Origin of the sequence: Nostoc sp. NMS8 (assembly GCF_017115045.1) — a bacterium.
Taxonomy (GTDB): domain Bacteria; phylum Cyanobacteriota; class Cyanobacteriia; order Cyanobacteriales; family Nostocaceae; genus Nostoc.
The window spans coordinates 1-13,051 of sequence record NZ_JABXKK010000103.1; the positions used below are offsets into that span (position 1 = coordinate 1).

Sequence of the window (13,051 nt, forward strand, 5' to 3'; positions counted from 1 at the left end):
TACAATTTCCATATGGCTATCGAGTCGGTGCAAGTTTTTTCTAATCAGCACCTTAATGGTTCGATAGCTTTCTTGTCTATTCCGTCAACTAAAAATTGTCCGGAGTATTGTTAATAGTTACTGGTGTTTTATACTGGGATTGTCTTTGATAGGTGTAGTATTCGTTAAACCACTCGTCACGTTGCTCTGCTGATTGCAGAAAGTTGTTTAGTCCAATGTGGTAATCAAGGTTTAACTGCTTGTAGAAATCAATTATAGTTTTATCCCAGCTGATACCATACTCTACCTGCACATCACGGTTAAAGAAAAGTTTGGGTTTATATCCTGCAATGATTAACTGCCTAGTCAACTTTTGCACGATGTCTGTAGAATTACCTTCAAATAAGCACAACCGACTACCTAACTTTTGCAGATTTGAGTTGAGATTTTCCAAGCTTTTCATCACACAGCAGATGGTCAATTAGAGTCATTTGCTCATCCATTTCACCACCCAGGAGCAAGATAATGTTGAACTCTCGGTCAATGTGATATTTTTTCTGTAACACTTATTGTCTGCCTTACGATTGAGTACATTTTTCCCTATCTCAATCACTGTAAGGCTTTGGGTTTCGCACTCCTGACTAGTCTAAACTAGAAATAACCGCATCTGTGACTGCAACAAATTGAATTTTTCTTTAGTCTTTTGAACAGTCGTTTGATTTTTTAAGAAGGTATCTACTATGAATCGAATTCTCAAACGCGCATTTCTACCCAGTTTCATGGCTGCCAGTTTAACTGGAATCTCCTTAGTTCCTCTTCAACCAGCAGCAGCTAACGACCGGATTTTAGGAGATGCAGCCCTTGGTGCTGGTACTTGTGTAGTAACTGGAGCTGCTAGAAGACGCGGTACTGTTTTACGCAATGCTGCTAAGTGTGCTGCGGCTGGTGCTGCCGTCAATTTGGTTGGACGTAAGAAAAAACGTAACTTAGGTAGAGATGCCGCAGTCGGTGCAGCAACTAGCGCCGGGGTTCGTGCTATTCTTGGCGGGCGCGAAGATGTGGCTGGCGATTTATTAGATGGCGCAGCAGCAGGTGCAACTATTAATATATTGAGGAGATAAACTCTCAATTCGTAATCTCTAATTCCGACTTTAGAGTTTACGAATTTATCTTGCAACTTCTCTAGCAGAATTAGAGAAGTTGCTCCCACTAGATAGGTAGTTAGAAACCGCATCTAGACAAAGAAAACTCAGGGAGGTGGGTTTCAAAAGCCTAAAGTTAGACCTCGTATTAGTGTCTGAAGGAAAAGAGGCTCCAGTTGCAAAGATTCTGAATTATGGCAAGCTTCAGTATCAAAAGAAAAAGCGTCAGGCACAAAGTGCTAGACCAGTAGTAAAAGAAGTTCGGTTTGGTTTGAATATAGGTATAGCTGATTATAAGTTACGTATTGAACAAGCAGTTGGGTGGTTGAGTAAAGGCGATTCGATGAAGTTTGCCGTTCGTTTACGAGATCGGGAACATCAATATCGTGAGCAAGCTGGAGAATTATTAGATCGGGTTGTAACTGATCTCAACTCTGTAGGAAAAGTTCAATCACTTGATAAGCGTTCACTAATTGCTTTAATCATTCCTGCCTAAATTACTTTTTAAGAGATATCTTAACTCTAGAAGTGTGATCGCTCTTGACTGCTGGCGAGTAACACTACTGTAATTAAACACTTTTAGTGTAAGTCTACTGCACAAACAGTGTCTTATCGCTGCTTTTTTTATCTGAAGGTTCTTTTTTAAATTTCTTTTATAAATAGTTTCTCACTAATGGGAATATAAATTACAAATTCTGTTCCTTTTCCTAAAACAGAATTAACTTCAATTCTACCACCATGTATTTCTTCCACAATTTGTTGTGCGATCGCTAGTCCTAATCCTGTGCCTTTTCCCACTGCTTTTGTAGTAAATAAATGGTCAAATATGCGTGTTTTGACATCTTCGTTTATTCCTGTACCATTATCAGCAATTGATATTTTTAAGGTATTATTTTCAATGATAGCTCTCACTCTAATTTTATGTGGATTTAGCTTAAAATGCTCAAAGCTCCGACCTCTACTTGACTCATCTAAAGCATCAATAGCATTAGCTAAAATATTCATAAATACCTGATTTAACTGTCCAGGAAAACACTCGATTGGTTGTAAATTATCGTATTCAGTTACAACTATAATTTCTGGACGTTGCTCATTCGCTTTCAGGCGATGTTTGAGAATTAAAATTGTACTATCAATGCCTTCATTGATGTTAAATGGCACTTTATAATCTTTATCGCCCCGGGAGAAAGTTCTTAAGCTGGTGCTGATATTTTTTAATCGCTCAGAAGCTATAACCATTGCGTCAACCATGTTTGGTATGTCTTCTAAGTTATAGTCTAAGTCAATTTCTTCAGCATGTTCGAGAATTTCTACTTCTGGATTCGGTAGAGCTTTTTGATATAATTTTAAGTGTTCAGTCATATCAGCCAAGATAGGTTTAGCTTGTTGGAGGCTAGTCGAAATAAAGCCGAGGGGATTGTTCATTTCGTGAGCTACTCCAGCAACTAAGTTACCAAGTGCAGACATTTTTTCATGTTGTATCATTTGCAGTTGGGCTTGTTGCAGTTCTTGCAGAGCATTTTCCAGTTCTTGAGATTTTTGCTTAATGGCAGCTTCAGCACGTTTGCGTTCACGAAGTGCAGCTTGCTGTTCGCTAATATCAATTAAAATTCCATCCCATACCATTTCACCATCCTCGCCGCGTTCTGGCTGAGAAGCAGCTTTTACCCATTTGATATTCCCATTGGGTGTAACAATGCGCCACTCATGCTGAAATGGGGTAAGATTTTGTGCTGACTCAACAACTGCCTGAAATGCCTCTGCTCCATCGTCGGGATGTTCAAAATCACGCAGGCTACATTTCCCTGACAAGAAATCTTCTGCTGGGACTTCGTAAAGAGTTTGACACCCAGAACTGACATAGGGTACAGAAGCTGAACCATCGGCTTTAATTCGGATCTGATAAATCATGCCAGGAACATTATCTGCTAGTTTCTGAAAGCGGGCTTCACTGAGCCGTAATTTTTCTAGAGATTGTTCTAACTGTTGAGTATAAATTTGTGCATCTTCATAAAGACGGGCATTTTCTAGAGAAATGGCCGCTTGGGTACAAAGAAAGTTGAGAATGAGGATGCGATCGCTTGTAAACACACTACTAGTAGAACGATTCTTTAAATACAAAATTCCAATTAAGCGTCCTTGATTGAGAATTGGCAAGCACAACAAACTTTTTGGTTGTCGTTGACTTAAATATTCATCAATTACAGGTAAATTGGTTTTGAGTTCGTCAATCATCACAATTTCTTCGGTGTTTTTGACGTACTGTATCAACTTAAGTGGTAAGTTGGGGTTGCCCTCTAAAGGTTCGGCACAAAGTTCTGTATTTTCGGGTGTAGCAATGGCTCTTACCAACCATTTTCCTTGAGTATTAGGTAAGATTAAAGCACAACGTTCGCCCCCAGAATGTTGTAGAATAATCTGTGTTAATCTGTGCAGTAGTTCGTCTAGTTGAATCGTGCCGGAAATGGCTTGGGAGGCTTTGAGGATAGCAGCAAAATCAAAGCTACTAATGTCAGTGCTAGAAGAACGACCCAAAAGAGTGGAATTATGAACCGAGAGCGGGTGACTTACACTGCTCGATATCGTTTCCAGCATGTGCAGTGATTGTACTCTCTGCTGGAGAATAACGCGTACTAAATCGGGATAGCGGTTTTCCAAATCCTCGGTTTTGGCTTTTGCGCCCCAACGAGCGTAACAGTAGTACGCCTCCTGCATATAGCCTGCTGCCACCTTCTGTTTGCCCCAACTTAGATAAAATTTAGCAGCCAGTTCATTGCTGAGTGCTTCATCTTGCACATAACCATGTGTTTTGGCTTGGGCAATAGCTAAATCGTAATGTTCCATCGCCTCAGTAAATTGACCAAGCACTCGATAGCGTTCTGCTGCTACAAGTTGCCAACGATGTTGATGATTGAATGGGGCATGAGTAGCCCAAATTTGTAGTTTTTCTTGATGGGCATTGATTCGCTCTAAAATGGCTGATTGTTCTTGGGCATTAACATCGGTGTAGCGTGCTAGATGAATTAAAGCATCATAAAAAACTCGGACAACTACCACGAAGTAGCCAGTTACAGCATTACTATACTGTTCTGCTAAGGCTGCTTGTTGTGAGGCTGCTTCGTATTCTCCGAACAAATAACAGAGAACAGCTTGATTGAGATGAAGATAGAATAACCCCGTGCGATTGCTGGCAGCTTGGAAGCTGGGTAAGATTTGGGCAGCATTGAAGACTTTGCCCTCTAAACAATAGGGAACTTCCGCTTCTCCTAATAAATTGAGAATCGCTTGCTGGTAGCATTCATAATATTTTATCGTTGCTTCTTGTTTGGCTTGGCTGATGACTTGCCGATAAGTCTCCATTTCTTCAGCCAAATCATTTAATTCTCGACCACTCCAATAGCTACACTGACTATATGACACTAAGTTCAACGCCATACATACCCAATCTCCGGTTTCTAAGCCGCTCTGATAAGCTTCTAACAAAGATGGGATACTGTGATTTAATGGTTCTTTCCAATGCCGAATAAAACTGTTGACAATAAAGTAAGCTCTGCTTTTAAAAGCGTTAATCTGGTGTTGTTCTAGTAACTTTAATGAAAGCTGTCCAAACTCATACCCAGCATCAATATCTCCAATAAAACCACAAAGAGTCACTCCATAGTCTGCATAAGAAAAGATAGCAATAGATGAATTGCCAAACTGGATAGCCATCTCCACTTGCTTAGATGTAAGTAATGGTAACAGTGTCGGTTTACCAATGTACGCAGAGGAAACCAGTGTAGTCATTATTTGCATGGCTGCAAGTTGATGCGGATCGCTCATTGCAGGCAAATCCAGCAAACTTAAGGGTGCGCGCCCCATCCATAGTTGTCTTGTCTGTTGGACTGCTGCGCTAATATCTGCCATCATTGGCTGTTCGGGAAATTCCACACCGAGTAATTTCAACACTTGCAATCCAGTCTCAATTACTTTAGCAAATTGACCTTGAGACCGAAATGCCGTCATTCGGGTTTCATAGACTTTAATAGTATCAAGTAAAGAACTAGCAGATTGCAACACAACATCACCCCATCCTGCCAGCTTGTCAAAGTCTGTATTGAGGCAGGCAGCTTCTAAACGCTCATTATGCAGATTCAGAGTTAATCTGTAATGTTCTGTCCAGCCATCAAAGGGCAGTAAGTCAATACCTTGAGTACAATATTTGACAGCAGCATTATAGGCGATCGCTGCTTTGGCTTTGCACCCCGCTAGCAAATTCAGTTGTGCTAACTCTAGTTTTTTGTCAAGCTGAGTTATCAAATCAATGCCTTTATTCAAGTGATTGACAATTTCAAAGATATTGTCTAGTTGAGTTGCAGGCGTGTTAGTGTGCAATAATTGACCGATCGCCAAATGAGTAGCTTGTTTTTGGTCTTCGGGAATTAAATAATAAGCAGCTTGTTGGACGCGATCGTGCAGAAAGCGATAAGCAACATTTTCAATATTGTTAGTATTAACTTCTTGCTCATGGCTGAGATAAAACTTATAAACTTGACTTTGCGGTAAAATCAATCCTTCTTGCAAAGCCTTCCACAAAGCATCTGCCACTTTTTGTGACGACTGTTGTGAAACAATTGCCAAAGTAGTTAAATCAAAAGAGTTCCCAATACAAGCAGCTAGCTTCAGGATATTTTGCGTTTGCTGGTGCAATTTCTGTAACTGAGTAGCCATAAATTCCACCACATCATCAGTCACAGATAGCGCATTGACTTGAGCAAAATCGCATTCCCAGTAACCTTGCTCGCGATTAAATTTAATTTGTTTATTTTCGTATAAAGCTTTGAGAAACTGCGTGATAAAAAAGGGATTGCCTTTAGTTTTGCGATTGATTAATTCTGTTAGAGGGCGCGATATATGTGTCGTACAATGTAAAGTATCAGCCACTAACTGATTAGTATCATTCAAGTCAAGGGGGGCAAGAGTAATAGTATTAACAGTCTTGCCAGCCTTCTTGAGTTCTTCCACCTTCAACATAAATGGATGTGCGGCTGACACTTCATTATCTCGATAAGCACCTAACAAAAGTAGATATTTTTGGTTTTCCATCAGCAGTTTAATTAACTGTAGCGAAGCCAAATCTGCCCACTGTAAATCATCCAGAAACATTACTAGTGGATGTTCCCTTATGGTGAAAACAGCAATAAACTTTTGAAAGAGTAAATTAAATCGATTTTGTACCGCCGTTCCCGATAGTTCTGGTGGAGGCGGTTGTTTACCAATTACCTGTTCTAATTCTGGAATTACTTCAATCAAAACTTGCCCATTATCTCCAAGAACTTGAAGAATTTGATTGCGCCAGTGTACCAATTGTGCATCTGATTCTGACAACAATTGCGCCATTAAGTCGCGTAAAGCTTGCACAAAGGCGGATAAGGGAATATTACGATTGAATTGGTCAAACTTACCTTTGATAAAATAACCCTGCTGACGGGTAATTGGTTTGTGGACTTCATTCACAACAGCAGTTTTCCCAATCCCGGAAAATCCCGCTACTAGCACGATTTCTGATGTGCCGTGAGCCACACGCTCAAATGCTTGTAATAAGCTAGCTACTTCTGCTTCTCTGCCATATAACTTTTCCGGGATCGAGAAGCGATCGCAGACATCCGACTGACCGATTTCAAAATCTCTAATTTTTCCTGTATCTTGAATTTGGGCTAAACAAAGTTCTAAATCATGCCTTAATCCCAAGGCACTTTGATATCTATCTTCGGCGTTTTTCGCCATTAACTTCATGACAATATTCCATAAAACCTTTGGTATTTCTTTGCTTCTGCCTTCTAGCTGCGATGGCATTTTTGCCAGATGACAATGTACCAATTCCATCGGGTCATCACAATTAAATGGTAACTTTCCAGTTAATATTTCATAGAATGTTACACCCAGAGAATAATAATCGCTGCGGTAGTCGATACCACGGTTCATTCTGCCTGTTTGTTCTGGGGAAATATAGGCGAGAGTTCCTTCTAAGACATTTGGATTTTTAATTTCTTGGGTTTCTTTAGGTAATAATGAAGCAATACTAAAGTCAATGAGTTGAATTTGTCTTGTATGGGGATGAATCAGAATATTTGCTGGTTTAATATCTTTATGAATAATGTGACTTTCGTGTAAATCATGGATAATACGGGTTAGTTGAATAGCAATATTTAAAACTTCTATTAAGGATAAAATTGAGTTTTTAATGTATTCTCTTAAAGAAATTTCTCCGATATCTGCCATCACCAAAATATAGCTATTGCCATAGGTTTCTAGCGATAAAGGATAAATAACTCCAGCAATATTGAGATTTTTACTGATCGTATACTGATGGCGAAATTGTAGTAATTCGTTAAAGCTGGGATACTCTAAGGTCAGAAATTTAATAATGACTGGAAGTTGATCTGATTGGCGGATAGCTCGATATACATTGGTTCTGGAGCCAGCGTACAGTTGAGAGTTAATTTGATATCCTGGAATGATGGGGATAGAGTTCACAGTCGCCATCTCTACATACCTTATGACAGAATTTTGTTTTCCTTACTGACATTAGTATTCCCATCAACTTGATGTTATATAACGCTATCGAGAGGATTTGATGGTTGTTTTCGGCAAAACCAATACTTTTTGGTCAGAAGCAAATCATAGCCGCAATGAATTAACTCAAATTATTTAGGGAGGTGGAGAGTGAAAAAGGAGTACGATTCTCCCTATCAGTAATTTATGCGCTCGACGACAGTGGGCGTTTACACCGAGGGCAAAGACGCAAAATAGTCCCTCATAACAATTCGCTGCTTTTCCCAATTCGCAATACCAGAAATTTATACCAAGTTGAAGTCAAAGATATTAACTTCAGTAGATCGAAATGATTTCTAGAAGCCTTACCAATTGCTTATTTGAGCCAGTGTATAGAATTCACTGGAATCCTCTTCTAATCTGCTGTTCGAGTAATTCTGTTGTCAATTAACTCTGCTGCTATCGCAAATGAACGTTTGTGTTAGTCCCAAACCATCGGCTAAAATTCTTATTATTCCGCCAACTTACCAAAGTTTTCGATCTACTGAAAGTCGCTACAGCAGTAGCCGTGCATTGTTAATTTTCGTATGCTGCTTGATTGTTATTCATTTTCCCCTTTCCTAACTAGGGGTAGTAATGCTAGATTTTCTGCAATACTTCAGGGTGATTTATGAACAAAGGTGAACTAGTGGATGCTGTAGCAGCAAAGGCCAACATCACAAAAAAGCAAGCTGATGAAGTAATCACTGCTTTTTTGTCAGTCGTTACTGAGGCTGTAGCTAATGGGGAGAAGGTAACGCTCATTGGTTTTGGGTCATTTGAGAGACGCGAACGTGCCGAGCGTGAAGGGCGTAATCCGAAAACCAATGAGCCAATGACTATCCCAGCGACCAAAGTACCTGCGTTTTCTGCTGGGAAACAGTTTAAAGAAAAAGTAGCGCCATAAAGCATAAGTAAGCCACCCTATCCAAAAGGTTGCCCCCAGCGCTCCCAGTTCTCCTTATTAAATGGACTGCGCCACTTCAAAATAAGGTTTAACTCCAACTCTTGCCGTGTGCGTCGAGCAACCGGAGCATCCCACCAAAATGCGGCGTTGACTGCTGGAGAGTAACCCATAGCGATAATGTAAATCCTGGTAGCTGGCGATGTAATCTTTGCAGGCGTGTATACCCTGCCATCGCTTGTTACTGCGGCAGGTTTCGCCCACGTACAACACAACACAAGCCGCCGAGTCTATGATGAAATACAGACAAGCTTCTCCAGGACTATCAACTGGCATTCGATAAAACGACATTGGCACAAGCCGCAGCAAGAGTGGATCAATTTGGTCTGGATTGCAGTGTTTAGGGGTAAGGTCAAATAACGCCGTCTGGTGTGGTGGTTTGTTCTCTCTTACCTTCTGCTGATATTCAAAAATCTGAGATTTCCACTTCAACAACGCCTCAAGGCTCATTACCAGTGTCTCTGCTGTGCGTGCTGGTGTGACGGTCAAATCAGAAAATAAATTTAGCTGGTTAGGTTCCAAGGTGATTAATGGGAATGTACAAACCAGTAGATTATCCCTTACAACTCGAGGGAGTTAAACTGTTAGCAGCTTACGATAGCGATCGCTGCATTTATTTTGGGCATTCTGAAAAGATAGCCTTTACTGAAGAAAGTCATGTTTAAAGGATTCGGTGGCCCAAAGAAAAAATCAGTGCTTGAAGAAAATGAACTGACTTAATTGTATTGTGCAGCACCCAGTTACTCTTCGTTGGCAGACTTGGATATCATTTACTGGTCATGATATACAGTGTGTCACTGCCCATAATCAGCGAGAGGATGCTGGTAGAGTGGCTAAACAGATGGCTGATGCTTGGAGTGAAGGGAAATACAAAACTGGGTAAGAGGTAACAGCTTTTATTAAATCTCTGCCGACTGATGCTGTCATAGATCCATTGCCCCAAAATATTGTGATGCAATTGAGTCAACAGGCATTAAGCGCAAGGAAATAAGAAAGAGCGAACGCTCTAAATTGAATCATCTAGAAAGCCGCATTCACAATCCCAATGCACTCTTGAGGTGTAGTCTCGGTCAAAGGATGCACCGCACTGGGGGCACTTGCCAGTAAACATTGGATGCCAATCAAGTAACTCCAGCTTTTGCTGTTGCGTCCACCTCTGTTGTGGTTGCAGTATTAATTCACTGTTATAGTAGCTTGCCCCCTCCGGTTGCCATAACTCCTCTGCTTTGGCGTTGGGGTCTAATCGAAAGTCCAAGCAGGTACCACCGTCTACCCCATCAGGGTGAACGAGACAGACGAGGTGGGGGTTATGTGAACAGAGGAGACAGTTATCGCACTGGAGGAAGTTTTGGCATAGTACCAGTGTACTGCTTCATCACAAGCGAGCGCTTGGCTGAAATTGGGAATGTTAAAAGAAGAAATTAAGAGTGATTTTTAGTGCAAATGGTTTTTAAATTTCGCTTGATTGGTGTTGCGGCTTTGCTTCTAGCTCAAATGTCGTTACCCGTATTTGCCAACAATCTTCCGCTACAGTTTTGAGCGTAGGTGACGGTGATACCATACGTGTCTTGACTGGCAAGAAAACTGTGACTGTCCGCCTCGCTTGCATTGACGCACCAGAGATGAAGCAAAACTTTTGGGGACAGCAATCATCAGCAAGACTCAAACAACTCCTACCAGTAGGACAAGCCATTACCCTACGCCCTGTTGAAACTGATAAGTATAAGCGATTGGTAGCAGAGATTTATGTAGGGAATCGCAGTATCAATGTGAATATGGTGCAAGAGGGACAGGCTGTAGTGTATCGCCAGTATCTCAAAGGCTGTCCAGAGTCTAAGGATAGTTTGTTGCAGGGTGAAAACACCGCTAAACAACAGCGTTTAGCATTTTGGAGTCAGGCTAATCCTGTGATGCCTTGGGACTTCCGCCACAGAACTACCCAAAAGACAACTTCACAGGCGATTCAACCGCAGCAACAGAATAACTGTGATCCTGCTTACCCAGATTTTTGCATTCCAAAGAATTCACCAGACCTAAATTGCCGAGATATTAGCCAAAGAAGGTTTAAAGTGCTGCCACCAGATCCTCATAGGTTTGACCGAGATGGGGATGGGATTGGGTGCGAACGGTAAAACCACACTTAATGTGATAACCCAGCATCTCCTCTTTTGAGAAGGACTGTAGGGAGACGCACTGCTTGAGACTACGCACTCATGGATTCAGAAGTCAGTACACCAGACATATCTAATACTCGCTGTGACCAAGTAGACGCGATATCTGCAATATTTGCGATTTCTGTTGAATTGTCCCAAGTGTCAACCCAGTTTTGCTGACAATCTTGCAGCAAGCCAAGAAGTTGAGCTAATTCACCATTAATTTGACTTTCTCGTTGAAGCAGGGACAAGTACAGCAAACTTTCTGACAACAAAACCGGAACTACTTCTTCTCTTGCACTTTTTTGTGACCAAGAGTTAAGACGTGCCAAACTAGCGGCCAACTCTCCCAATTGTTGTGCATGGGGTAGGCTTAGAAAACTAGCTTCAATTGTACTCCAGTTGGGCATTATAATCCTCCTAGCAATTGCTGGGTAATCTGGGTGACGCGTTCTCGAATTTTGGGGGATCTAATTACCATACTACGGTTATTTTGGCTGGGGCGGATGTTGATGATTGACTCAAAGACAATTTCCGGAGTCGAAGGAGACCAATCAGCACCCCAAATATCTCGTTGTCTGCTACCGTCTTTGAGTAACTCTTGTTCACATTCGTAATGGCGAACGCCACCACCTGCAATAACTTTGCGTTCGATGTCTACTGCTATTTTAATAAAAACCTCCCAAGTTTTCAGCATTTCTTCTATCTCTTCACTCGTAGCAGGCTCACGGATGATTAAAATCAATTGAAATTAGTCCTAATTAGCAATTAACAACGTCAACTTATACACTACTTGGTCATGTCAAACAAATGAAGTAGGCAATTGGTAATTTTTAGTTGCGCGTTGAGAACTCGGCTTAAAACACTGAGAATTTTTAAGACAAATAGATATCTCTTAAATGTTGGCTATTTCTTAAATGAATCTACCTATAATAATTTCATCATTCATAATCTGTTTTTATAAATCATGGCAATACTTCAACTGATTGAACCCGAAGTTAAAGATTTAGGTGGGTTTACTGCTCGCCGCAGTTTGCCATATCTTAATCGCCAAATGGTCGGGCCATTTATCTTCTTTGATCATCTTGGCCCGTCTGTTTTGCCCCCTAACAGAGGTATTGATGTACGACCACATCCTCATATTAATCTTGCAACGGTAACTTACTTGTTTAATGGTGCTTTGATGCACCGCGATAGTTTGGGTACTGTGCAGTCAATCCAACCGGGTGAAGTAAACTGGATGACGGCGGGGAAGGGGATTGTACATTCAGAACGATCTCCGGATTATGACCGACATAATGAAGCCAGCATTCATGGAATTCAAACCTGGGTTGCCCTGCCTGTAGAATATGAAGAAACAGATCCAAGTTTCACTCACTATCCTGCTGAAACTCTTCCGACCTGGGAAGAAAATGGCGCTGTCATCAAACTCATTGTTGGACAAACACGCTTCTATACCTCACCTGTCAAAGTTTTCTCACCTATTCTTTATTTAGATGTGGCGCTATCTGCCAATGCTCACTTCACTGTCCCCAATGGTTATTCTGAGAGGGCAGTATACAGCGTCACAGAAGGGTTGAAGATTAATGGTGAACTGCTAGAGCCATATCGGTTCGCCATTTTGGAGGCAGGTTATGAGATAAAGGTTTCTGCTGTCGCCGCTGCTCAATGCATTATCATTGGTGGTGAGCCAGTGGGTACACGTTACAAATGGTGGAATTTTGTCTCTAGCCGAGCAGAGCGAATAGAGCAAGCTAAAGCTGATTGGCGCGATCGCCGCTTCGCAAGCTTACCAGATGAAACAGAGTTTATTCCATTACCAGAAGTGGTAACAGAAGCTAATCCTTTCTCCTAGTAGCAGGTCTGATTTCCTGACTTTTTTGTTCTAAATTTTGAATTCTTTTTCAATCTTGTAGCTGTTCATCTGAAGCAAAATGCTCATGATCCCGATGACCAAACCAAGTCTGAAAACTGGTTGCAAAAAACTTCAATCGTTCCAGAATCAAGACGCTCAAATAAAGGTATTGCCCAGATCCGCAATCGTGTACAAGCAATCTTATTTCTACGGCAATGAATTCTTTGTGAGTTTCACTTGGTCTTGAGAAAATTAACCGTAAGAGTTTTTGAACAGGTGTTGTGTTTCTCCAGTTGACGCAGGCTGAAATAATCGCATTGCTAATGAGCAAGCGATCGCTTTCACCTTTGCTTGGTGTAGCCTTATGGTTGACACCAGTATATTA

At 41.2% G+C, this 13,051-nt stretch carries 13 protein-coding genes; 7 read left to right on the forward strand and 6 right to left on the reverse strand.

The genetic code is table 11. The features are described from left to right. Positions 1 to 88 precede the first annotated feature (88 nt). Positions 89 to 442 carry a deoxyribodipyrimidine photo-lyase gene (locus HWQ39_RS26275; RefSeq protein ID WP_292851857.1) on the reverse strand — a complete coding sequence of 118 codons (354 nt, stop codon included), beginning with the start codon at positions 440 to 442 and terminating at the stop codon, positions 89 to 91. 277 nt (positions 443 to 719) lie between these two features. Between HWQ39_RS26275 and HWQ39_RS26280 the strand changes: the two genes are divergently transcribed. Together HWQ39_RS26280 and infC are read left to right on the forward strand one after the other, a co-directional pair. After that, positions 720 to 1,100 carry a hypothetical protein gene (locus tag HWQ39_RS26280; RefSeq protein WP_174709045.1) on the forward strand — a complete coding sequence of 127 codons (381 nt, stop codon included), beginning with the start codon at positions 720 to 722 and terminating at the stop codon, positions 1,098 to 1,100. Between the two features lie 136 nt (positions 1,101 to 1,236). Continuing rightward, positions 1,237 to 1,617: a translation initiation factor IF-3 gene (gene infC, locus HWQ39_RS26285; protein ID WP_292851740.1), complete on the forward strand. Its 381-nt coding sequence runs from the start codon at positions 1,237 to 1,239 to the stop codon at positions 1,615 to 1,617. 146 nt (positions 1,618 to 1,763) lie between these two features. On the opposite strand, the gene HWQ39_RS26290 is transcribed toward infC, so the two are convergent. Further along, on the reverse strand, positions 1,764 to 7,646 hold the full coding sequence (locus HWQ39_RS26290) for a trifunctional serine/threonine-protein kinase/ATP-binding protein/sensor histidine kinase (protein ID WP_292851743.1): 5,883 nt from the start codon (positions 7,644 to 7,646) through the stop codon (positions 1,764 to 1,766). Positions 7,647 to 8,325: 679 nt separating this feature from the next. On the opposite strand from HWQ39_RS26290, the gene HWQ39_RS26295 reads away from it, so the two are divergent. Further along, positions 8,326 to 8,601 (forward strand): HU family DNA-binding protein, encoded by a 276-nt coding sequence (locus HWQ39_RS26295; protein ID WP_292851746.1) that lies wholly within the window; start codon positions 8,326 to 8,328, stop codon positions 8,599 to 8,601. Between the two features lie 57 nt (positions 8,602 to 8,658). Here HWQ39_RS26295 and HWQ39_RS26300 read toward each other — a convergent pair whose 3' ends face one another. Then, a complete protein-coding gene (locus HWQ39_RS26300; protein ID WP_366932302.1) occupies positions 8,659 to 9,180 on the reverse strand; it encodes a GIY-YIG nuclease family protein in 522 nt (173 codons plus the stop codon). A gap of 14 nt (positions 9,181 to 9,194) precedes the next feature. Here HWQ39_RS26300 and HWQ39_RS26305 point away from each other — a divergent pair, with 14 nt between their 5' ends. Both HWQ39_RS26305 and HWQ39_RS26310 read left to right on the forward strand, forming a co-directional pair. Further along, positions 9,195 to 9,323: a hypothetical protein gene (locus HWQ39_RS26305; protein ID WP_292851749.1), complete on the forward strand. Its 129-nt coding sequence runs from the start codon at positions 9,195 to 9,197 to the stop codon at positions 9,321 to 9,323. Between the two features lie 62 nt (positions 9,324 to 9,385). Continuing rightward, positions 9,386 to 9,541 carry a hypothetical protein gene (locus tag HWQ39_RS26310; protein ID WP_292851752.1) on the forward strand — a complete coding sequence of 52 codons (156 nt, stop codon included), beginning with the start codon at positions 9,386 to 9,388 and terminating at the stop codon, positions 9,539 to 9,541. A 123-nt stretch (positions 9,542 to 9,664) separates the two neighbouring features. Here the strand turns inward: HWQ39_RS26310 and HWQ39_RS26315 are convergent, their stop codons facing one another. Continuing rightward, on the reverse strand, positions 9,665 to 9,913 hold the full coding sequence (locus HWQ39_RS26315) for a hypothetical protein (protein ID WP_366932303.1): 249 nt from the start codon (positions 9,911 to 9,913) through the stop codon (positions 9,665 to 9,667). 280 nt (positions 9,914 to 10,193) lie between these two features. Here HWQ39_RS26315 and HWQ39_RS26320 point away from each other — a divergent pair, with 280 nt between their 5' ends. Continuing rightward, positions 10,194 to 10,790, forward strand: coding sequence for a thermonuclease family protein (locus HWQ39_RS26320; RefSeq protein ID WP_292851755.1), 597 nt, complete (start codon positions 10,194 to 10,196; stop codon positions 10,788 to 10,790). A 71-nt stretch (positions 10,791 to 10,861) separates the two neighbouring features. Here the strand turns inward: HWQ39_RS26320 and HWQ39_RS26325 are convergent, their stop codons facing one another. Together HWQ39_RS26325 and HWQ39_RS26330 are read right to left on the reverse strand one after the other, a co-directional pair. Then, positions 10,862 to 11,221, reverse strand: a complete 360-nt coding sequence (locus tag HWQ39_RS26325) for a hypothetical protein (RefSeq protein ID WP_292851757.1) — start codon at positions 11,219 to 11,221, stop codon at positions 10,862 to 10,864. Further along, positions 11,221 to 11,556, reverse strand: a complete 336-nt coding sequence (locus HWQ39_RS26330; RefSeq protein WP_292851760.1) for a DUF5674 family protein — start codon at positions 11,554 to 11,556, stop codon at positions 11,221 to 11,223. The genes HWQ39_RS26325 and HWQ39_RS26330 overlap by 1 nt, the downstream gene beginning before the upstream one ends. Positions 11,557 to 11,778: 222 nt before the next feature. On the opposite strand from HWQ39_RS26330, the gene HWQ39_RS26335 reads away from it, so the two are divergent. Beyond that, on the forward strand, positions 11,779 to 12,666 hold the full coding sequence (locus HWQ39_RS26335; protein ID WP_292851763.1) for a pirin family protein: 888 nt from the start codon (positions 11,779 to 11,781) through the stop codon (positions 12,664 to 12,666). Positions 12,667 to 13,051: the final 385 nt, after the last annotated feature.